At 62.9% G+C, this 21915-nt stretch carries 19 protein-coding genes; 14 read left to right on the top strand and 5 right to left on the bottom strand.

Features of this window, described 5'->3' with window-relative positions; genetic code table 11:
- Nucleotide 1 precedes the first annotated feature (1 nt).
- The 5 genes from bpln_RS32815 to bpln_RS32805 all read right to left on the bottom strand — a co-directional run bounded on the left by bpln_RS32815 (nucleotide 2) and on the right by bpln_RS32805 (nucleotide 9151).
- The gene (locus bpln_RS32815) at nucleotides 2–4684 is read right to left on the bottom strand and encodes an RHS repeat-associated core domain-containing protein (RefSeq protein ID WP_055141345.1); all 4683 of its coding nucleotides are present in this window, start codon (nucleotides 4682–4684) and stop codon (nucleotides 2–4) included.
- A gap of 323 nt (nucleotides 4685–5007) precedes the next feature.
- Complete coding sequence (locus bpln_RS34815; RefSeq protein ID WP_082465559.1) at nucleotides 5008–5715, bottom strand: LuxR family transcriptional regulator; 708 nt, start codon at nucleotides 5713–5715, stop codon at nucleotides 5008–5010.
- Between the two features lie 182 nt (nucleotides 5716–5897).
- Nucleotides 5898–6932 (bottom strand): carbon-nitrogen hydrolase family protein, encoded by a 1035-nt coding sequence (locus bpln_RS34810; RefSeq protein WP_082465579.1) that lies wholly within the window; start codon nucleotides 6930–6932, stop codon nucleotides 5898–5900.
- 25 nt (nucleotides 6933–6957) lie between these two features.
- A complete protein-coding gene (locus bpln_RS32810; protein WP_055141344.1) occupies nucleotides 6958–8811 on the bottom strand; it encodes a solute symporter family protein in 1854 nt (617 codons plus the stop codon).
- The gene (locus bpln_RS32805) at nucleotides 8801–9151 is read right to left on the bottom strand and encodes a DUF485 domain-containing protein (protein WP_244131997.1); all 351 of its coding nucleotides are present in this window, start codon (nucleotides 9149–9151) and stop codon (nucleotides 8801–8803) included. The genes bpln_RS32810 and bpln_RS32805 overlap by 11 nt, the downstream gene beginning before the upstream one ends.
- A 163-nt stretch (nucleotides 9152–9314) precedes the next feature.
- On the opposite strand from bpln_RS32805, the gene bpln_RS32800 reads away from it, so the two are divergent.
- From bpln_RS32800 to traV, 14 genes are all read left to right on the top strand, one after another.
- The gene (locus bpln_RS32800; protein WP_055141434.1) at nucleotides 9315–10208 is read left to right on the top strand and encodes a LysR family transcriptional regulator; all 894 of its coding nucleotides are present in this window, start codon (nucleotides 9315–9317) and stop codon (nucleotides 10206–10208) included.
- Nucleotides 10209–11363: 1155 nt separating this feature from the next.
- Nucleotides 11364–11819 (top strand): lytic transglycosylase domain-containing protein, encoded by a 456-nt coding sequence (locus tag bpln_RS32795; protein WP_055141433.1) that lies wholly within the window; start codon nucleotides 11364–11366, stop codon nucleotides 11817–11819.
- Nucleotides 11816–12208, top strand: a complete 393-nt coding sequence (locus bpln_RS34800) for a hypothetical protein (RefSeq protein ID WP_082465557.1) — start codon at nucleotides 11816–11818, stop codon at nucleotides 12206–12208. Before bpln_RS32795 ends, bpln_RS34800 begins: the two co-directional genes overlap by 4 nt.
- Before the next feature lie 188 nt (nucleotides 12209–12396).
- On the top strand, nucleotides 12397–12786 hold the full coding sequence (locus bpln_RS32790; protein WP_055141343.1) for a hypothetical protein: 390 nt from the start codon (nucleotides 12397–12399) through the stop codon (nucleotides 12784–12786).
- Nucleotides 12787–12797: 11 nt separating this feature from the next.
- Nucleotides 12798–13085 (top strand): type IV conjugative transfer system protein TraL, encoded by a 288-nt coding sequence (gene traL, locus bpln_RS32785; protein WP_055141342.1) that lies wholly within the window; start codon nucleotides 12798–12800, stop codon nucleotides 13083–13085.
- Between the two features lie 4 nt (nucleotides 13086–13089).
- On the top strand, nucleotides 13090–13701 hold the full coding sequence (locus tag bpln_RS32780; RefSeq protein WP_055141341.1) for a type IV conjugative transfer system protein TraE: 612 nt from the start codon (nucleotides 13090–13092) through the stop codon (nucleotides 13699–13701).
- A complete protein-coding gene (locus tag bpln_RS32775) occupies nucleotides 13698–14438 on the top strand; it encodes a type-F conjugative transfer system secretin TraK (RefSeq protein ID WP_055141340.1) in 741 nt (246 codons plus the stop codon). Before bpln_RS32780 ends, bpln_RS32775 begins: the two co-directional genes overlap by 4 nt.
- On the top strand, nucleotides 14431–15768 hold the full coding sequence (locus bpln_RS32770) for a TraB/VirB10 family protein (protein WP_055141339.1): 1338 nt from the start codon (nucleotides 14431–14433) through the stop codon (nucleotides 15766–15768). The genes bpln_RS32775 and bpln_RS32770 overlap by 8 nt, the downstream gene beginning before the upstream one ends.
- Nucleotides 15761–16858, top strand: coding sequence for a hypothetical protein (locus tag bpln_RS32765; RefSeq protein WP_082465578.1), 1098 nt, complete (start codon nucleotides 15761–15763; stop codon nucleotides 16856–16858). Before bpln_RS32770 ends, bpln_RS32765 begins: the two co-directional genes overlap by 8 nt.
- Entirely contained in the window at nucleotides 16855–17301 is a 447-nt protein-coding gene (locus bpln_RS32760; RefSeq protein WP_055141337.1) for an HNH endonuclease, read from the top strand. The genes bpln_RS32765 and bpln_RS32760 overlap by 4 nt, the downstream gene beginning before the upstream one ends.
- Complete coding sequence (locus tag bpln_RS32755; RefSeq protein ID WP_055141336.1) at nucleotides 17298–19322, top strand: DNA cytosine methyltransferase; 2025 nt, start codon at nucleotides 17298–17300, stop codon at nucleotides 19320–19322. The genes bpln_RS32760 and bpln_RS32755 overlap by 4 nt, the downstream gene beginning before the upstream one ends.
- On the top strand, nucleotides 19319–20287 hold the full coding sequence (locus tag bpln_RS32750; protein ID WP_082465556.1) for a phage Gp37/Gp68 family protein: 969 nt from the start codon (nucleotides 19319–19321) through the stop codon (nucleotides 20285–20287). The genes bpln_RS32755 and bpln_RS32750 overlap by 4 nt, the downstream gene beginning before the upstream one ends.
- Nucleotides 20284–21213 (top strand): DsbC family protein, encoded by a 930-nt coding sequence (locus tag bpln_RS32745; RefSeq protein ID WP_244131998.1) that lies wholly within the window; start codon nucleotides 20284–20286, stop codon nucleotides 21211–21213. Before bpln_RS32750 ends, bpln_RS32745 begins: the two co-directional genes overlap by 4 nt.
- A gap of 2 nt (nucleotides 21214–21215) precedes the next feature.
- Nucleotides 21216–21905: a type IV conjugative transfer system lipoprotein TraV gene (gene traV / locus bpln_RS32740; protein ID WP_055141335.1), complete on the top strand. Its 690-nt coding sequence runs from the start codon at nucleotides 21216–21218 to the stop codon at nucleotides 21903–21905.
- Nucleotides 21906–21915: the final 10 nt, after the last annotated feature.

The raw sequence follows: 21915 nt of genomic DNA, 5'->3' as shown, positions 1-21915 counted from the left end.
CCTATCGCCGATTCTTTACGGTTCGCATCGGTGAATCCCCGGTGAACCCAAGTTTTTCGAAATATGGGTCAACATGTTTGGTGATTAGACATCTCGCCTCTTGAGAGGATAGGCCAGCTCGCCGAATCGCCTTGTAACCGATTCTGCGCTCAGCGGCGTAAGTTCCGCCGCCTGCCTGTCGTTGTACGGTTGTAGCTGCGTAATGCTCCGATCCGACGCGAGTGGAGGGCCCTTCCAGTTGAACTGCTGGAGCCCCACCATACGAGTACCCGACCGTACCCTCTGGCACCGAAGCATGCTGGATGATGTGATGTCCGTCCGCAGGTGTTTCTGACTTTGAGCCATACGCTCGGCCCTTTGCTTGCATGTCTGCGAGCACCTGCTCACAGTTGCACGGACAACGCGCCAAGCCAAGAGGATCAATCCATCCCAGCGGATTGGGGGCATATTGATAATTGTTCGGCCCGCCGGCCAGGCCGAGCGGATCTTTGTTAACGAAGCGCCCCACCTGCGGATCGTAGTACCGATGCCGGTTGTAGTGCAGGCCCGTCTCGTCATCGAACTGCTGCCCCTGAAACCGTAGCGGATTCCGCACGACGTCGATGCCGGCCGCGGCCGACGCCCGCTCGATCACCTCCCGCGCCTCGCCCCACGCCCGGTAGCTCGCCTCCCACACCAGCTCGCCCGCCTCATCCGTCATCATCAGCGGCGTGCCGATCTGATCGCAGTGATAGAACACCAGATGTGCCGCCGCCTCGGCCGTCGGCACGCGCTGCAGCGGATCATCCTCCGGCGTGTAGCGGTCGGCGCTCGAGGCGGTCGGCGTCTCGATTCCGTTCACCGGCGCGGCAGCGTACTGCGCCATCGGCACAAACGTCTCGGGCTCGTACAGGTAGTGAGTGCTACGCTCGTCGGCCGACTCGTAGGCAAGCGTGTCGCCATCCCATCCGTAGACGGTTCTCGCGCCGTTCACCTCCTTCGCGATGCGTCGGCCGAAGGCGTCATAGCAATAGGTGGCCACGGCCTGCCGTGACTGCTCCGCCACGTGGGCGGCACGCATCCGGTCGAATCCATCCCATTCGAACCGCTGAACGCCGGCCGGCGTGCGCTTCTCGACCAGGTTGCCCTGGACGTCATACTCGAAATGCGTCCCGGCATACTCCCGGAGCAGGTTGCCCAGCACCTTGGGCACCGAATCCGGCAGCGTGGTCTCGCGGCGGCCGACGCTGCCTCCCGGCGTGCGCGCGGTGTCCGGCCGGCCGGGATCGACGATGTTGCTGGCCGGGTCGAACGCGAAGCGCTCGCGCTGGCCAGGCCCAATCGCCTCGATCAGCCGGCCCACCGGATCGTAGCGGTAGTCGATCGCGCCGCGGCGGTTGTCCTCGATCTGGGTGAGCAGGCCAGCGGCGTCGTAACGGTACCGGCGCGCGCTCAGCGCCCAGGGGGCGTGATGGCGCTGGACCGTCTGGCGCGCCAGGCGGCCGGCCGGATCGTAGGCCGTGAGCTGCTGGATTCGGCTCGACAGCGTGCGCTTCACCTCCCGGTGCAGATCATCGCGCTCGAGCTGCAGTTGCTCCTCGCCGTCGACGAGCATCCCGTGGACGTGCCCGGAACCGTAGCGCAGCCAGTCCACCACGTGACCATCGGGCCGAACCGTTCTGATGCGGTTACCGAGTTCGTCGTAGCCGTGGTGCCACACAAAGCTGCGCTTCACGCCGAACACGTCGTAGGCGTGATGCTCGCGAACGAGGTTGCCGACCGGGTCGAAGAAGCGCTGGATCCGGCTATACCGGTTGCTGGCCTCGACCAAGCGGCCGCTCGCGTCGTAGGCGTACTGTTCGGTGTCATCGCCGCAGCTGCGCCGCGAGATCCGCCCGCCGCGGTCCTGTCCGAGTTCGGTGACGCGCCCCGCGTCGTCGATTGACGCCATACGGCCGCTCGCCTCGTCGTACCGATACAGGCGCGTCTTCCCGTCGAATTCCGTCTCCTCGGCCAGCTGGCCGGCCGGATCGTAGCGGAACGTGTAGGGCGCATCGTTCGCATCGGTCAGCCGCACCAGGCGGCCCAGGCGATCGTAGCCGTAGGCGAGGCGCTGGCCGAGCGCGTCAACGCGCGTGATGACACGCCCGCCTGCGTCATAGGCGTAGCGGGTCGTGCGCTGCAGGGGATCGGTGGCGGCGAGAAGCCGGCCCTCCGCGTCGTGCTGAATGCGCTCGGCGCCAGCGGGCGACACGATCTCCTCCAGCTGCCCGTTTGCGCCGTACCGGTAGCTTGTCGTAGTGCCGGCCGGATCTCGCATCTCCACGAGCCGGCCGGCCGCATCGTAGGTCCAGTGCGTCGTCTTCCCCGAGCAGTCCCGGAACGACAGCAGGCGGCCGCTCTCGTCGTACTCGAGCGACTTCTTCCCGCCCTTCGCGTCGATCACCGCTGTCGGGAGCCCTTGGCCGTTGTACTGGTACTTCGTCTCGTGCCCAAGCGGATCTCTCGCCAGAACGACATTGCCGGCGGCGTCGTATTCCTGAGCCCAGGCATGGCCGTGCGGGTCGATCGTCTGGACCAACTGGTCCTGTTGATCGTAGGCCATCTCGATTACCGAGCCGTCCACGCGCTGATGACGGGTCAGGTTGCCGCGAGCGTCGTAGTCGAAGAACTCGGTGCCGCCGTCGCGATGGATGTACTGCACCAGCTTGTCGTTGCGGTCGCGATAGAGCCACTCCTCGCTGCCGTCCGGGTGAATGACCCGGAACGAATAGCCCTTGATGGTGTAGTAGTGTCGGGTGACCTCCCCGAGCGCGTCAGTGATCGCGACCATCCGGAAGCTCGGGTGCCAGGCGAGCCGAACCTCGTCGCTGCCGTCGTCCCGGTACTCGCGCACGCAGCGCGCTTTCGGATCCGTCCCGTCCCATTCCAGGTTCATGCCGCGCCCGGTGCGGTCGGTATAGCGCGTCAGCAGGTGGTGACGGTACCGATAGTCACGTCGATTGCCGTACCGGTCGCTGGCCGCAACCAGATCGCCCGCGGCGTCATACTCGTATGCCGCGAGCCGCCCGACGCGCTCGCCATCCGCGTCGTGCTCGAATACCTCGGCGATTCGCCCACGAGCGTCGTGTTTGAACGCGACCTGTCGATGCGGCACGAGCAGGCGGTGGAGGCGCCCCGCCCCATCGTATTCGGCCGTGACCTGATTGCCTGCCCGATCCTTGATGAAGGCGAGGCGATATCGGTCGCCATGGCGCTCATACGCCTCGAGCACGTCGTGGCCACGAGTCAGCGTTATCCAGGTTTCATCGACGCGCAGCAACGTCAGGTTTTCGGCGCGGTCATCGTGGGCGCCGCCCACTGCCAGCAAGGGGTAATCGAGGCTGCGGCCTTCCGAGTCGTGATAGACGAGCTTCGTCGCCTGCACGTCGAAGCGCACCGTGTACGGCGTGACCCACCGCGGCCCGATCTCGCCCTGCTCGTCGTTCGCATCGAAGAACGAGCGGTAGGTTCGTGTCCAGGCAATCGGCAGCGGCCCGTCGATCACGAAATCGTCGTGGTCGATCCGCTCGTCGCCCAAGGCATAGCCGATCGAGCCCGGCGAACTGGCGGCAGGCGTGGGCACCGGCCCGGTCGAATTGCAGCAATTCGGCCCGGGATGTTTCGCCGGCGCCGTCGCGCCGAGCGTCTCGGTCGGCCCCTGTCCGCGCCGTTCCTCCGCTTTCGTCGTACCCTTCGACGGGACGCCTACCGCCTGCGGCGTGGGATGGGCCTTGCGCCAGCGCATCACGCCTTCCTCGCACACGAGGATCAGCCAACCGATCTTGCCCACTTCGTTGCCATCGAGGCCACGCACCGCCTGTTGCACGGTTGGCACCTTCCGCCGCAGCGAACTGGCGACGCTCATGAGCTTCGCGCTTGCATCCGAGTCGATGTACTTCGCTACGGACGTCGCGGTGTTGACCGTCCCCTTCCCGACCACCCTGGCCGCGTCGTAAAACAGCGCCCCGATGTTGTCGAACGCTTCACCCGGTTTGTAGAGGACGTTGCGCCCGGCCGCACTCAGGTGCTCGCCAGCCTGGTCGATGTCCTTGCCGTAGTCCAAGGGTTCGCCGGCCGCGTGTGCGAACAGGTCGGCCAGGCCGTTCATCACCTCGCCGACATAGTCGGCGGCGGCATTCAGCACGGAAGCCAACTCGGCGCGCAGCGCGGTCAGGAACGTCTCGATTTCACCGGCGTAGCGCGCCTGCAGGCTGGCGACGATCGCGGTGATGATGCCATCGCGCACCATCTGCATCGCGGCGTCGCCCATGGCCTTGCCGTTCTTCGCGATTTCCTCGCGAAGCAGCTTGAGCATGGGCCGCGCGCCCATGCGGACCTGAGCGGTCCCCATCGGAATCGGGATCACGCCGATCAGGTCCAGTCCGAGATTCACCCAATCGAACAGGTCGATCCGCCGGTCGCCGTGGTCGATCATCGCGCGGATGTCGGCGACCAGGTCGACCGCAGCGAAGATATTCGCGAGGACGGGAGCGTTACGCGCGATGGTTTCGACGCGATCCAACGTGAGCACGCCCCCGCTGACATCCACGAGCCATCGATCGAGCGCCTTCAGGTTGGCATCGATGTCAGCAGGATGAATGTCGTCGAGCGGCGAGACGAAGACGTCGGTGGGCTTCGGTTGAAGCTGAGTCGATGAGGTCATGGCGAGATGACATCTACTCTCGATTAATCGGCGCCAAAAACAAACATACCGCTCCGTCGCCTTGGCTTGCCGAAAATATAACCAAGGCTATACCGGAGCCTCGACTGCCCTGAGGGCCATCACGAAAGACACCGCCCGGTCGAACCGTATCGACGGGCATTCAGACGGCCCAATTCAGAATGGGAGCGAGATATGTTTTATCAGTGGGCTATTTTCACATATCTCGTCGTTGCGAGACATTTTAGGTGGGCGGCGGATGCCTTCGGCTTGGCTGTTCCGGCGAGGTCATTCGATAGCGATGTCCTGCCCAAGGTTCGAAACCTTCAAAGAAGGTTGAGAGCGACCGCCCTCGCTGCCGCTTGCACTTTGTTGGTAGCCCCAAACTTCGCAAGCAACTTGCCGATATGCCAGTTGACGGTTGACGCCGAGATACTGAGCTTTTCAGAAATGTCGGATGCGTTCAGCCCTTCAACAGTCCATTGCAATACCTCGCGCTCTCTCTCCGTTAGCGATATCGCAGCCCCGAGGCCGAGGCTGTCGAGGACATGAACAGTCATCGCCGAATGTGCCGCGTTCGCAAACCAACTGAGCGTAAGCGATAGACGTTCAAACTCTTGGTTGTCGATCTCGCGCTCGCCGCGAGCTAGGGACAGGAGACCGAAGGCGCCACGCGCTGACCACGAAGACTGGGCAACCCCAACCTTCAGACCGTGATCCCGCGCATCTTGCCAAAACGCACTTAGTCTCGACTCTTCTAAGCTGGGCCATCGAATCGTACGGGGGCATGTCATTGCCTGTTCTACGGTTGGATCGATTTCCAGGTAGCCCATACGCCGATAGTGGTCCATCCAACCATTCGGATAGTTGTCGAATACCTTCACATTCTCGCCTCCGACAGGCAGGGGTGACTTGAACCCGTAGCAGCAGTATTCGAAACCTAGCTGCTCGGCATAGCCAACGAGCTTCTCGAAGACAACAGCCGAGCTATCGGAACTGCAGATATCGTGGGCAACATCGATAGGTGAAAACATAGGGCCACCGTGGAACGTAGGAATACTAAAGAAACCGATGTCTTCTTTCGATTGATCGCGAGCCCAAATTGCTTCGGGCTCGCCGTGACGCTCACTGCATGTCAAACGGATGTGCTACGTCGGGTCGCGTGTTCGTCCGATTGTGGGAGAACAATCGTCTTGAGAGGTGCAGCAGCCAGCGTTCACGCCATCGGAATTGGGAAGTGGTTTTCTACCGGATCGGAGCGTCCCGACCCTTCCGCTTCAGTCCAACGGATCGGCTCTTGACGTGCTCTGTTTACGTTGAGACTGAATACGTCGTATCGGTTGTAATAGCCCACCACATCATGAAACTGCTTTGGCTCGACGCATTTCGCGAGGTTCATTTCCGCGTAGGCAATACCCTCGTCAGCGCTGAGCGTGTCGCCGATCGGCGCCCCTGTAGGATCGACGAACATAGTCGCCGCGCGAGGGCTTCCATCGAGGACGTCCCCCACCGAAGGATCAATCTTTACAAGGGAATCCCGCATAAAGGTATCCATGTAACCGGCGCACATGATGCCGAAGGCTTTCGCCTCGAAAGAATGCGCGCCTGCGCGAATGCGGTTAGCGGCCACATTGTCGTAGTTTCCGCCAACTTTCGGTCGGCGTGTCGGCCATAGTGCTGGCCAACTGCTAATGTGAATTTGCTCCCCCTGAGCGATAAGGGTGTAGCGCGCGAGCGGGTTTGTGTTTTCTCCGCATATGAGACCGCCGATCCGGCCGATACGTGTGTCGGAAACCCGAAGGCCATGTCCGTCACCGGGAGCCCAGACCAGTTTTTCGAAGAACGTAGGAACAAGCTTACGATGATGATTCAAGACTGAGCCACGATCGTCGATCAGCAGATTGGAGTTCCACAGGCATCCGACGCTTGCACGAGAGCGTTCGGTGAAACCAAGCGATACGAAGATGCCACTGCGTTCCGCCTGCGCGCGAATCTCTGCGATCTCCGGGCCGTCTGCATAAATGCTTGCCTCGACGAATTTTTCGAATAACTGGTGGTTGTCGATCGGCGCCCAAAAGGACGCCCAAACCGGGAAAGCGGGGATGTAAGATTCGGGAAACACAATCAACTCGGCGCCATTGCTCCGCGCCTCACGAATGAGGCTGACCGTCTTGGCGACTGTCGCCGCTCGGTCAAGAAAGACAGGCGCAACGTGGGCAGCAGCGACTTTGACAACAGGCAGATTCGACACGAGAAATATCTCCAAGTTTTATAGGTCAATGCTCGCTGGCTACAGCCGCGCCGATTGCAGTCTCCCGCCGAACAACGAGTTCCCCCCATCGACGGTCGGATGCACCATCTCGCGTGAATAACGAAACGAGGATTACGAGGAGAAAGCCGATAGGGATAGAGACGATTCCAGGATTGCGCAGCCCGATAAGAGGCGCGCGCAGGCCAACGATACTCGTGGCGGCAGGAGAAACTGACTGCACAACGGTCTGCGCCCGGATAATTTCACTATTCAAGGCGGCCCGAGCGCTGTTACTTGTCGCTATAGTTAGCTTTCCCGTCAGTTCTTGGATGTGCCGAACGGCTGCTGCACGCTCGAGCGCGGGATACCCCATGTTGGGAGACACCAAAACCAAGACCACGGCTGCGAGCGTTCCGCCAATAATTCCGGCGAGGACCCCTTGGGTCGTACAGCGTCGCCAATACAGCGTCATCATCAACGCGGGCAGATTCGCCGATGCAGCAACCGCGTATCCCAAACCAACAAGGTGGGCGACGTTTTGGCCTTGCGCGATAACGCTGGCGGAGACCGCGACGACGCCTACGAGGACCGTGGCGATACGGGCGGCTGCAACCTGTTCGCCCTCGGTTACCTTGCCGGCTCGCCAGGCCCCCACGTAAACATCGTGAGCGAGGGCGGATGCCGCGGCCAATGTAAGCCCGGCAATTACCGCAACGATCGTGGCGAATGCCACGGCGGCAACGAAGGCGAGCATTAAATCGCCAGCGACGCTCGAGGCGCCGCCTGCCAGGGTCTGCGCAAGCAGCGGAGCAGCTAAGTTGCCGCCCTTATCGGTAAGCATGATCTTGCCAGCACCGACGTAGTAGGCCGCCGCGAAGCCGATGACAATGATGCAAAGATGGCACAGCCCGATTCCGAACATCGCCCAAAGCACGGAATGGCGAGCCGCCGTCGCGTCGCGAACCGTAAAGAATCGCATGAGAACGTGTGGCATCGCTGCCGTGCCGAGCACAAGCGCGAGCCCGAGCGAAAATAGCTCGATCGGTTTCGTGAGGAAGAGTCCGGGCTCAAGAAAGCGCCAGCCTAGAGCATCGCCGGTCAACGAAGCGCCCGCCGCCATTTCGGCAACCCGTGCCTGCACGAGGGGGCTCGAGACAACTGCTTGCATGAACGTTGGAACGTGGAAGCCAAAGGGTATCCATGCAAGGATCACCAGCATCAAGGAGGCACCGATCAAGAGCACGGCCTTGATTACCTGCACCCACGTTGTGGCTCGCATGCCGCCACACCCGACGTACACCAGCATCAATATGCCCACCGCCAATACAGAGATGGTGTAGTCGATTCCGACAAGCGCTCTAACGATTACCGCTCCACCGACGATCTGCGGGATCATGTAGGCGAGCGCGACTACGACGCTCGATAGCGCGGACGCAACCTTTGTAGCTTTGTAGCTGTTGCGGACGACCAAGACGTCACCGATAGTAAAACGGCCCAGGTTGCGACACGGCTCGGCGACGAACAGAAGGACAGGGATGAAGGCCGCAAAGAAACCGACGAGATAAATCATTCCATCGAAACCGTAGAGCGCTATCAGACCAGACGCGCCCAGGAACGCTGCAGCAGAGAGATAGTCTCCAGCGATGGCCAGTCCGTTTCGGAGCGGGCTTATCGAGCCCCCCGCGGTGTAAAAGTCGCCGGCAGTGTTTGCGCGTCGCGAAGCGAAAACGGTAATTGCGATGGTCGCTAGAATCACCATGGCAAATGCCAAGACCGTGAGCCGCTGATGCTGCACGATTCCGGATACCCCGCCGGCGTATACCGGCCCTGAGGCAAAGGCGAGCGCGGCCGCGTAGCTGCGAAAGCGATCATTGCGCATGACTCATCTCCCGAGCGTCCGACCCCGTACCGCGACCGCTCATGAACGCTTGGCGTTCGCGGTCCAGTCGCGCCATGCTCCGCATGAAAACCCAGCATAGCAGCCCGCCGACAGGGTATTGCGATATTGCGAATGCCACTCCGAGGTTGAATCCACCCGTCAAACGGATCGTGAACAGAGCTGGAGCCCAGGCAATCACTGCGGGGATTGCGAAGTAGTACGCGGCGGCGAAAGCGCCGACGGCGACTATCGCATTACGGCGTTTTATAGCGATCGTGCGGAACTGCGAGTTCGCGAGAACGTCGCGCCATTCATTATGTTCGTGTGACATTTCGGTCATGCTCTCTCAGATATCGTTTTTGTCGATTAGCCGCATCTCTCTCGGTGGCGGCTCGACGTGAGTCTACAAACATAGAGCCCATAAACGAAATAGAAAAACAGCACAAGCCTGTGCGAAACTGCACATGCGTGAAACTGTGGCATGTGCCGATGGAGAGTTGACCGTGAACATCAATCGATTGAACTGGAACCATCTACGCGTGTTCCTAGTGCTCGCACGCACCGGCAGCTTGTCGCAAGCGGGGCGCCTGCTCGGCATTGATCATGCCACGGCAGGTCGACGGATCAGCGCGCTTGAGCATGACATGGGAACACCGCTTTTCGAGAGGGACCATACCGGGTACCGCGTAAACGCACATGGTCGATTGATATTCGAGCATGTTGCTTCGATGGAGGCGAGCGTTCTTGCCGCTGCGAGCCAGTTAGGAGGGGGCGAGGTCAGCCCCTCAGGGATCGTCCGCATCGCAACGATGGAAGGGATCGCCTCACTGTACCTCAGCGAGCAATTCGCGCGTTTTAAGCGAACCACGCCTGACATCGTCATCGAGCTGGTGACTTCCTCCCGTGACGTCCGTGTGACACACCGGGAGGCCGACGTTTTTTTAGGCTTCTTCCAGCCTCCCGGCAAAAATCTACATGCAACGAAAATCGGCGAATTCGGCTGTCATCTGTACGGGAGCCACGACTACTTTGCTCGATGTGGGACGCCCGCGTCTGTCGCGGACCTTTCAAAACACCAATTTGCAGGCTATATCGACGAGTTGATCCAGCTGGATATCGTCCGATGGCTTGAGGAAGGGGTCGCCAACCCGACCTACTCGTTTCACTCGAGCAGCATGCTTTCTCAGATGTTTGCGGCAGCTGCAGGCGCGGGTCTCGTGATGCTGCCGGCGTTCTCTCGCCCCGAACGATTTGGACTACACCCGGTATTGCTCGACGAGATCAACGTCAGGCGAGAGGTGTGGATGAGTACCCTCGTCAACTTCCAACGGTTGCCGCGGATCAATGCGGTGCTTTCGTTCCTTACGGCAACATTCGCGCGCGACTATCCCGCTTAAAGCAACGAAAGTCTAGAAGTCTTGCTAGTTATGCAATCCGATTCATCTGGCTATACTGGTCCGAAATCTGCTGCTGCCCGTTGCGAGCCTTGGCGCGAGACCGAGGGCAGGTCTCGGCAGCGATTCCAAGTTTCAGCATGATTGTCAATAGCTATTAATGTGCATAATAAATTAGTCCGATTCTATTGTCTGGTCGATGCTGCGCATGTCGCTGAAAGAAGTTCTTTGACAACAAATCTTCGATCTGTATAATCACAACAAAGATTTGTAAGAATAAATCCGCGATATGTTGCGCGGAGATTTACTATTGAGGTGGCATGGCGATACTTAGCCCTTTGCGTTCCAGATCGAGAAGGAAGATGCAAGGGCTAACGTCACGGGAGCTTACGGTCCTGCTAGAGGCAGAGCCGACCTACCACCTGTCAGCGGTTCGCACGCGGATCGACGGGGAGTTCTGCTGGCAACTACAGGTCTCATCCGCGGACGGGAAAAAGAAGTACCTATTGAATGCAGCGCGAGGCGGAGCGCGCAATTGGAAGGGGTTGAATTTTCTTGCCTCGTTCATCCGAGATCAATTTCCCGGAGTGAAAAGTTTTAGTGTGTATTTATAAAACGCGGTAGCGGTGGACACGCTGAGAGTTGCAGCTCCCGGCGTGTCCTGACCACAAGTACATAGCTGGCTAAAGCTGAGAGAGACCACTCGTGGCTGAGGGTATTGTACGTCAATCGTATGGGATTGACTCATTAACTACGTCCGTTGCTTACGGATTCCGATTCGATCACGCATCGGTTTGCGGCTCCTCTTCTGCCGAGGAACTGCCACGCGAGTCGACGCACGCCCGTTCGGGAGGCGTGCTGATTGTTTTTCTTTCCCAATCCATCTTCTCTCATTTTGAACGCCGCGACTCTCAACCGCCGCGGACGACGTCTCTCGGCGCGAGCCTCTCTCTCGCGTCCCGCCTGAAACTCATATGCTCTCGATGCTCGGAAGCAGGCGGCCTGGTAGTGCGCAGCGCAGACTTCTCGCGCTACCCTTTTTATTCCCTGCAGTTGTCGCGGATGGTCGGCCATGCGGGTCGCCTGCGTCGCGGCCTTAACATAACGGAACGTTCGAAACGACCGGTGATAGCCATCGGTGCCGTGGTGCTCGCCGCGATGTTCGCAGTCCCGGCAGCCGCGTCGGCCTGCCACGGCGACCCCTTCGTTGACGCGGCCGCACTCTATCAGCTGGATCCTGACCTCCTCCGCGCAATCACGTGGGTTGAGTCGCGCGGGTTGCCCGGGGCAGTTGGCCCGAAGCTGTCCGGCGGCCATCGAGCTTGGGGCGCGGCGCAGATCAACGATATCCACCTACCCGAACTCGTCTCCTATGGCGTGACCCGCCAGGACCTGCTCGATCCCTGCGTCAACTTGAAGCTGAGCGCTTGGGTGCTCGCCAGCTGCATCCGCAGCAAGGGGGCCACGTGGGCCGCCGTGGGCTGCTACAACGCCGGCCCCGCTTCCTCGAACCTCGCCGCGCAAGCCAAGTACGTGCGGCTTGTTCAGCGCGCCTACGCTGGATACCGCGCACAGTCCGCTGCCCCGATCTCGGCGAACGGGGGCGCTAAATGAAGCTCGCCGCAATGCTTTGCGCTGTTGCCGCTGCTTTTGCCCACCCCTGCGCTGCTTCGCCGCGCCTCCCGGACTACGCGGTGACCGAGATCGGCGCGCCCGGCGCTGGCCAGTATGTCTTTTGCTCGCCCGCAACCTGCCCCGAACCGACGATCAAACACCTGCCTGATCCGATTCCGCAGCGCGCTCCCGCGCCGGTCTATTCGAGCGCCCGTGCGGCGGCAGTAGCTGTCACTACACCGCCGGCGGTGCCCCATCGCAGCAAAGCGCGCAAACGTGGCACGAAGGTGGTGCGTCGCGTTCGCCATGCGCATTCTGCCGCAGCAATGCCGCGGTGTGCCGTGCTTCCTGACGACAAGTTCGGGCCGCAACGCTTCGCGGATCGATAAAAGGCGCATCTAACAAAATCGTCATTTCCAATAGGAGGAAATTATTAAGTAAGGACTGCAAATTGATTGTGAAGTTTCGGATTTTTTTTACGAATTTCTCTCCCCTGAACCGTGCTCGTGCCGCCCGTAACGGCACGAGCACTACAAGAACAGTACCTGGCCAACAGCCCACACCGCGCGAGGACCACATGATCGCCAACGCCGTATCGCAGCTCGAAATCCGTTTCGCCCTTCGCCTCATTGCGCTCGAGGATCGCATCCAGGCGAGCCTCGGCGATCCGAAGATCCGTCAACACATCCTCGCGGCTTCCATCGCATTCGCGACGGTGAGCCTTCTTCTGTTCGCCCATATCGCGCTCGGAACGGACGGTGCTGAATACGCTCAAGCTTCGACCACGGTCGAAGGTTGGGCCAAGGGAAATCCCGCCAAGATCCTTGCACTCGGGGGCGTCATTTTCGGGACGGCCATGGCGTTGTTCAAGAAGGACACGTGGGCGTTCGTGCAGCCGTCGGGCATCGGCATTGTCTCGAGTCTCATCGTCGGCATCATCGACGGCGAATACACGGCGACGATCTAAGCCGCGCTGCCATGTCAGAAGATCTCAACCATTACATCCCGAGCCGACTCGACGATCCGGAGAAATTCCTCTTTTTCCGAAAGGACGTCGCGTTCATCGGCATGGTCGGCATCGTGGGTGGAATCATGCTCGGGCACGTGCTGCTCGGCGTCACGGTCGGCGTCGCACTCGCCTACGGTTGGCAGAAGTTCAGTTCGGGCCGACACCCCGGCATGTCTGCCCACATCGGGTATTGGGTCTTCGGTCAGCCCACGCTCAAGGCGCTGCCTCCCTCCGCGATCCGTGAATTGAACGGGTGACGTCATGACGCCAGAAAAGGCCGCCAAATCGCGAGATGCACTGCGCGCCGACAACCGGTTCTTCAGGAAGCTCCTGCTCGTCAACGGAACGTCGAGCGTGGTGATCGCGCTCGTCTGCGCATGGTTGGTCGTGACGCAGCGCGTCGTGATCATGCCCCCGGCCGTGCGTGGTACGTACGTGATCGGCGCGCGCTACGCGAACGAGGAGTATCTCGCCGATCAGGCCGCCTACGTGCTCTCCCTGGCCAAGAGCGTGTCGCCCAATACTGTCGAAAGCAACGAGCGAATCCTCCTGTCCATGGTCAACGATGGGCGTCGCGCCGAGTTGAAGACGCAATGGGACGCCGACGCGCTCCAGCTCAAGCACGACGGCGTCACCAGCGTCGCCGAGCCCGCAGGATCGGCCGACGTCGACCTCCGCAGCATGTCGGTCAAGTTTCCGGCAACGATCACCACCTACATCTCCGGCAAGCTCACGAGCACCGAGCAAAAAGCCTTCGTCGTCTATTTCGACATCTCGCTGTTCGGGCGCCTCACGCTCCTCGATATCCGCGAAGCGCAGCGGGGCACGAAGGGCATCGAACCTCTCGTACCTCCCGCGCAGAAGGCATCATGAAAGCATCCCACCTCCGTTGCCGCGGCATCGCGCGGCTAGTGTTCCCGCTCGTCGTGCCGCTCGCTGCGCTGCTCGTCGCCGGGCCGGCCAAGGCGATTTCGTTGGTCAAGGGCGCGGATCGCCAGGCCCAACAGGTTGCCGTGTCCGCGGCGGAGTACAACCTCCTCACGATGTCGGGCGGCCGGCAAATCACCAAGGTGGTGCCGACCGTGCCTGGCTCGCTCTCCTGGACGCAGGCCGGCAGCCAGTTCTGGTTCAAGCCATCCAACCCGAGTGCGCTCAACGAAACCATCACGCTCTTCGTCTTCGACGACGCCGGCGTGAGCTACCGCCTCACGCTCGTGCCGGGACCGCGGCCGGCCGAAGATGTTCGCATCGAGCCGCCGGCGTCGCGCACGAGCCGCGCCCTTCGTGCATCCGCTTTCCAGCGTCACGTGAAGTTGCTGATGCTGGCCATGTCCGGGGCGCAGTCCGCGCCGCAGGTCGCGTACACATCGGTAGAGACAGCCGTGCCGCTCTGGAAGGAGGCGACGCTTACTCGTGTCCGCGAATACAGCGACGGCGATCTTGTGGGCGAAACGTACACCCTCGCGAACACCTCGCACAACGACCTGACGCTCGATGAGCGTGAACTGTACGCGCCCGGGGTGCTCGCCGTCGCGATCGAGGATACCAGTCTGCCGGCCGGCGCCAGCACGATTGTCTACGTGGTTCGGGAGCGAGGCGAGCATGACTGACCCGAACGAGGTAAACAAGAAGCGTCAAAAGATCATCAGCTGGGCGGCCATGGGTCTTCTGGCGGCCCTTTTCATCGTCGGTCTTCTCTTCACGCGCCACGGCAACGGGGTGCAGCAGACGACCACGGCAGTCCCGTTCGCACACGTCGGGGACCAGAACGACAAGAACGCCTGGCGTGCGCAGTCCGAGGCGCAGGTTGCGGACCTGAAGAAGCAGCTCGCCGCCGCGAATGGCAAGGCGGATGACGCGACGGAAAAACTGAAGAAGCTCGCCCAGGCGCAAGCTGACCTGCAGAAGCAGTTCGACGATGAGAAGAAGGCCGGCCCGGCGAGCGCGGCAAGCGCTCCAGCTGCGGCGTCTTCTACGGCAGGCGATCGCGCGCTCCTCAACAAGCCGATTCCACTCAACGGGCAGCAGGCGAAGTCCGGGGCGATCCTCAACCCGCCGTTCGGCCAGGCCGCTCGAGGTGTTGCAGGCGACGCGCCGGTGCCGGCGCCGAAGCTTGACATCATCAGCTTCGAGACGCCCAAGAAGGCCGGCGACGATTGCGTCGATCCGCGTTTCTCGTCGTTGCCCATCGACCAAGCCAAGCAAGCTCAGCAGGATTGCCTGAACGCAAAGGGCAAAAAGGGCGTGACGTTCATCCCCGCCACGGCGTTTGTGCGGGTATTCATGATGAACGGCGTTGATGCGCCGACCGGTGGGGAGGCGCAGCACGACCCGCTGCACGTCTTCCTCGAGGTGCTCGATCTCGCCAATTTGCCGAACGCCCGGAAGCTCGACATCACGGGATGCCGCATCTTGACCTCTGCCTACGGAGACGTCTCGAGCGAGCGCACGATCATGCACGGCCAGACGCTCGACTGCATCTTGAAGAACGGCCGGACCATCGAGATGGAGATCAAGGGCACCGTGATGGGCGAGGACGGCAAGGAAGGGGTTCGGGGCCGCCTCGTCTCGAAGTCGGGCTCCGCGCTCGCCATGTCGGTGTTGGCCGGGATCTCGTCCGGGATCGGCCAAGCGTTCAGCCAATCCGCCAACACGTTGAACACCACGGCCCTCGGCACGACGTCGATCGTCAATCCAAGCCAGGTTGGTCGTTCCGCAATCGGCAGCGGGGTCTCGCAGGGCGCGGACTCCCTCAAGCAGTACTACATCCGGGCTGCCGAAAAACTCTTTCCGGTGATTGAAACCGATGGCGGCCGCGTCGTCGAGTTCGCCGTGATGAAAGGCGCGGAATACAACGGCGCCCTCTCCGATGTCAGCGATATCAACGACGGCCTTGCCAACGGCGGCCGCGAAACCGATGGAGGCTACTCCGATGAATGAAGAAGCGAACGGTACGACAGTGGCTGCGTTCGAGGCGGCGATGCAACGTTGCGCGCAGCGCGCCGGACTCGAACCAAGGTTCGAGCGCAACGTGGACGGTAAATATGCGCAGCCGGAGATGGGCGCAGCGCTTGTGGGGTGGCTCGGCTCCAGAGAGATCGTGCAGGGGGAACTTCGTAAGATGAGGGCCATCGCCGAAGCGCGGTTTGCCACCAACCCACCCTTTCAAGCGGGCTTCACGGAATACGTAGCGCACGCGGCGCGCCGTCTGGACTTGGAAGTCGCGGATCCCGACGCCCAGGCGAGCGCGCACGCGCCGGAAGTGAGTCCCGTGATCGTCGCGGCGGCATTCGATGATGCCGCAGTCGACATGTGCGCGCATCTCATGAAGACGAAGATGGCGCAGGGCCGCGCGGCCGGGCGCGGAGGCTGGTGGACTGCCTCGGCAGACGAACTCTCGGCCATGCTCCGTTCGCACGCCGACAAGGGCGACCCGATCGACGTCGCCATCATCTCGATGATGCTCTCGTATCACGGGGCGCAGATATCTCCAGCGTCCGAGATGGAGCCGCCGGTCGCAGTGGAGGGGAAGATGATGAAGCTCGCCACCGACACGACGCTCGGCAGTCAGATCGAAATCCAAACCGACAGACACTCCGTCAGAGTCAACGGCCTTCCCAACGAGCAAGCGAAGAAGTGCAAGGCCTATTTGTACGAGCATGTCCAGCTCGTGATCCGTCCGGCGCCAGCACACGACGCTGGCGACACTGCGCGGGGCGAATCGCAATCCGGCCTCTCCGGTGACGCCGTGAACTGGCTCACGGCGGGCCATGCAGCTCACCAGACCGGCGTGGATCTCGACGTCGTGCGCGGATGGGCAAGCCGCAATGAGGTCGAGAGCCGTAACGAAAACGGCACGTTGATGGTGGAGTGTGCATCCGTGCTGGCGCGCGCGCATCGGCACGCAAGGGAATTGCGTGAAGCCGCTTCGAAGGTAACCCGTCAGGATCACGTCGCGGAGCCGCGCCACACGCGTTCCGCAGGGTTCTTCCAGGCCGCTGGTCGCTTGTTCGCGGGAATCAAAGCGTGAGCCGCCTCACGAGCGCCCAACGCCAGCAGCTCCGTCTGAAATACGACGGGCGCTGCGCCTACTGTGGCGGGATGCTCGCTGATCGATGGCATGCGGACCACGTCGAGCCGGTAGTGCGTGCGGTTGAGACGAAGCGGACCGCTGCCGGCCAGTGGAAGCTCGTCAGCGGCCCCGCCCGACATCCCGAGCGCGACGTCATTGAGAACCACAACCCGGCTTGCCCTCCCTGCAATATCAGCAAGGGGCAGATGTCAATCGAGCAATGGCGAGCTTGGCTGGCCGGCCACATCAACTCGTTGAATGCTTACCACCCTATCTACCGCATCGCAAAGCAGTATGGCCTGATCGTGGAGACCGGTGTGCCCGTCGTCTTCTACTTCGAGAAGACGGCGATCGCCGGCAGAGCAGCGGCTGTACCGAGCAGCGAGGGGGCGGCCGCATGAACCGCATCTACAACGTGTTCAGCTTCTGCGCGGGACTCGGTGGGGGCGCCAAGGGGTTCCAGAAGGCGGTGTCGCGCGTCGGCGCGATGACGGCGACGTGGCGCTGCATCGGCGGCATCGACAATGATCCGGCTGCGGCGCGCGATTTCCGCACGCTCGTCGGCACTGATTGTACGGTGATGGATCTGTTCACGCGCGAACAGTACACCGCATTCCACGGCGCCCCGCCGCCGACCGGCTGGAAGGAAGCGACGGCCGCCGACGTGCGCGCCGCTGCCGGCCACGAGCATCCGCATTGCGTGTTCATCTCGTCGCCGTGCAAGGGCGCGTCGGGGCTGCTGTCGGAGACGCTCAGCCGCACGCCGAAGTACCAGGCGCTCAATGAGCTGACGCTGCGCTGCGTCTGGCTCATGTGCGAGGCCTGGAAAGACGACCCGGTCGAGCTGATCGTGTTCGAGAACGTCCCGCGGCTCGCGACGCGCGCCAGCCACCTTCTCAGCCAGATCGACCAACTGTTTCAGCACTACGGGTATGTCACTGCCGACACGACGCACGACTGCGGCAAGATCGCCAAGCGCGGTATGGCACAAAGCCGAAAGCGCTATCTGAAGGTCGCTCGGCACGCCGCGAAAGTGCCGGCGTTCCTGTACGAGCCGGAGCAGAACCGCCTGCAGGGTGTGGGCACCCTGCTCGGCCGCATGCCGCTGCCGGGTGATCCGGCGGCCGGCCCCATGCACCGCATCCCTTCGTTGCAGTGGAAGACCTGGGTGCGCTTGGCCTTCGTCGAAGCTGGCAGCGATTGGCGAAGCCTGAACAAACTTGCAGTTGAGAACGGCCAGCTCCGCGACTACCTCATCGTTCCCGAGCGTCGCGGCGGCCACCTCGGTGTCGTCGATTGGGCCGAGCCGGCCAGCACCGTCGCTGGCAAGTCGCTGCCGACGAACGGCGCATTCAGCGTGGCCGATGCGAGGTTTGCGCAGAGCACCAAGTGGAACGACGGCCACGCCTACGGCGTGCTCCCGTGGGATGAACACAGCGGGACGATCGCCGGCCAGCAGACCCCGGGCCAGGGCTATTACAGCGTCGCCGATCCGCGCCACGCTGGCCCGGCGAAGCACAACAACGAATTTCGCATCATCCCGTGGACCGATGCCGCTGGCGCTGTCACCAGCGCGCACGGTACCGGCCAGTGCGTTCAGGATCCGCGCGCCACGGCTGAATACCACAAGAACGCCTATCGGATCACGCCGTGGGACACGCACTCCGGCACGGTGACGGGCGATTTCAAGGTCTCGGGCGGTGGTGGTGTCGCGGACCCGCGACCGCCGGCCGGCCCGCTTTTCAGCAAGTACAAGGTGACGGAGTGGACCGGCCACGCCGGCACCGTCATCGGCGGCGACGACCAGGGCGCCTATGCGGTAGCCGACCCACGCTCGGGCAGCTGCTTCGAGGGCGCAGGCAAGTATCGCGTCACCGGCTTCGATGAGCCGGCAGGCACGGTCATCGCGCGCAGCGATAGCGGCCAGGGTGCTTTCGCTGTCGCCGATCCGCGCCCGGGCATGCGCCGCGAGCGCGGCGATGCCTACCTGACCGGTGGACATTACGGCGTGGTCGGTTGGAGCGAGCCCAGCGGCGCTGTTTCGGCGGCTGCGGGCCACGACAACGGCCGATGGTCTGTTGCCGATCCAAGATTGCCTGCACTCAACGCGAAGCTCGTCGCGTTCATCCGCGCGCTCGATGGCACCTGGCATCGACCCTTCACGACGCTGGATCTCGCCGTCCTGCAGTCGCTCGTCGAGCCGGAGGAATACCTTTTACTCGACGGCCTATCCGATCAGGCGTGGCGCGAGCGAATCGGCAACGCGGTACCGCCCGAGGCCGCCGAGGCAATAGCCGAGGTCATGGGCACGACGCTGCTGCTCGCCGAGAGCGGCGAGACGTTCCGGCTGTCGTCGACACCCGTGTGGGTGCGCTCGGTCGCTGTTGCTCTTTCCCTCCCCTCGCCTGGAGGGCTGGCATGAGCGAGACAACCGACATCGGCTGGACCGACGCCACATTCAGCGCGTGGGAAGGCTGCACGGCCGTGAGCCCCGGCTGCGCGAACTGCTACGCCGAGCGCCGCAACCGTCGCTTCGGTGGCGGCACCGCCAAGAACTGGGGGCCGGGCGCGCCGCGGCGGCGCACTGCAGCCTCGACATGGGCCGCTCCTGTTCGATGGAACCGCGCCCACAACAAGTTTTTCGCCAAGTACGGCCGGCGCCGGCGGGTGTTCTGTTCGTCACTGTCCGACGTGTTCGACAACGAGGTACCGGCCGAATGGCGTCGTGACCTGGCCGACCTGATTCTGGCCACGCCACACCTGGACTGGCAGCTGCTCACGAAGCGGATCGGTAACGCGGCCGCGATGCTCCAGGACATGTTCCCGTTGGGCATTCCCGAGAACGTGTGGCTCGGTGCGACCGTGGTCGATCAGGCCGAAGCCGACCGCGACATCCCGAAGCTTCTCTCCATTCGCGCGAGCGTTCGCTTCCTGTCGATCGAGCCGATGCTGGGCGCCATCGACCTGCGCCGCTACCTCGCGTGGCCGAACCACTACGGGGTCGACCTGCCGCAGCTCGACCGCTACCGCATTGGCGTGGACTGGGTCATTGCCGGCGGCGAAACCGGCCTCCTGGCGCGGTCGGTTCACCCGGACTGGATTCGGGCGCTGCGAGACCAGTGTGCAGCCGCCGACATCCCGTTCTTCTTCAAGCAGTGGGGCGAATGGCGGCCCGCTCCCGAGATTATCTACGCGGCCGGCACGATGTTTCATTGCTTCCCCGATGGGGTGTGGATGCAACGCGTCGGCAAGCGCCACGCGGGCAACACGCTCGATGGCGTCAAGCATGAGGCCTTCCCCATTCCGCGGGTTTCCCGCATCCCCGCGCCACAAGGCACCGCCGCCGGCCGTCGCTCTCCCTTCTCTTCATCATCGACGCTCCAATGAAACAGGCCAAGCTCACCTTCGCTCTCTTGATGACCACGTGTCTGGCATGGGGCTGCACGACGGCACCCACCGCGCTCAACCGCGCGTCATCGCCCGCCACCGCGCCAGCGGGCGCAGGCCCGTCCGGCACCAGCACGCCGCTTGCCCCGCTCGCGGCACCGCTCACGCCGGCCGTCAATCCCGCTGACCCGAATCTCGACCCGGGCGTGGCGGCGCTCAAGGCATCGCTGCATGCCCGGTATCCGGCCACGCAGTTTCGCGAGGTGGCGGCGACCCCCTCGACCGGCATCTATGAAGTGGTGATGGGCGGCAAGGTGGCCTACACCGACGTCACCGGCCGCTACTTCTTGTTCGGTCATCTCTTCGACATGGTCACGCAGCAGGACCTGACGGTGCCGCTCGAGCAAGCGTTGCAGAAGGTCCGGTTCCCGGCCGACCGCCTGCAGGATGCGTTCGTGGAAGTGCATGGCGACGGCCGCCGAAAGGTCGCGATCTTCGACGATCCGGACTGCCCGTACTGCCTCTCGCTCGAGGCGGAGCTTGCCGGGCTCAAGGACATCACGATCTACCGGTTCCTGTACCCGCTCGAGTCGATCCATCCGCGCGCACGCGCTCACGCGATCAGCATCTGGTGTGCCGACGACCGCCTCGGTGCCTGGCATGCATGGCTTCCGGTCGCGCTTTCGCGCTGGATGCGTGACCACGGCTCCGACATGACCGGCGCGGCAGGCCAGCGCAAGGCAACGCCGGCACCGGCGCGGGTGGAGCCCAAGCTCGCGTCCTGCGAGAACCCGATCGACCGGAACGAAGCCCTCGCGGCGAGCCTGGGTATCAACGGCACGCCGTCCCTGGTGAGCCTCGACGGCCGCGTGATGCCGGGCGCCGCGAGCGCCGATGCGATCGACAAGTGGCTGGGGGCGAAGTGACCATGGACATTCCCTACCTCGCCGCAGCGCGGGCCACGACCGTTGTTGGTACCGCCGTGCTCGCCTTGTCCGCCTGCAGCTTCACGGGCTACGACGCCAGCTCGTCGTTCGCGTGCAAGGCGCCCGCCGGCGTGCTCTGCAACAGCATGTCCGGTATCTACGCCAACGCCATGGCCCACAACCTGCCCGACCAGCGCGTCCACTCAGGCAGCGGCGCCACCACCAACCTGACGCTCGGGAGCTACGCAGACGACAGCCCCGCCGAGCGCGCCTCGGGCTCGGCGAAGCCGATGGCCGGCGCCACCGCCCCGGGAATCTTGCCCCGGGCCCTCGACAGCGGCGCGCCGGTACGCACGGCGCCCCGTGAATTGCGTGTCTGGTTCGCCCCCTGGCAGGACGCGGATTCGGATCTGCATGACCAGGAGTACGTGTACCTCGTCGTCGACCCTGGCCACTGGTCGATCGCCCACAACCAGGCGCGCATCCGTGCCGCGTTCAAGCCGGTGTTGCCGCCGGTGTTGAGCCAGACCGCGGCCGCTGCCCCGAGCGACGCCAAGGATGCCGGCGCAGCAGCGCGGCGTGATCCGTTCACGACGCCCGCGTCGCCTGCCGACCGTGTCATGCAGGGCATCTTGACGCCCGACGGTGCGATCGACCGCGCGGCCGCGATGTCACCGGCTGCGGATCGCTGAACAGGGACGA

Origin of the sequence: Burkholderia plantarii (genome assembly GCF_001411805.1) — a bacterium.
Taxonomy (GTDB): domain Bacteria; phylum Pseudomonadota; class Gammaproteobacteria; order Burkholderiales; family Burkholderiaceae; genus Burkholderia; species Burkholderia plantarii.
Note: the sequence above shows the minus strand (reverse complement) of the source record. Positions and strands in the feature narration are given on the sequence as shown.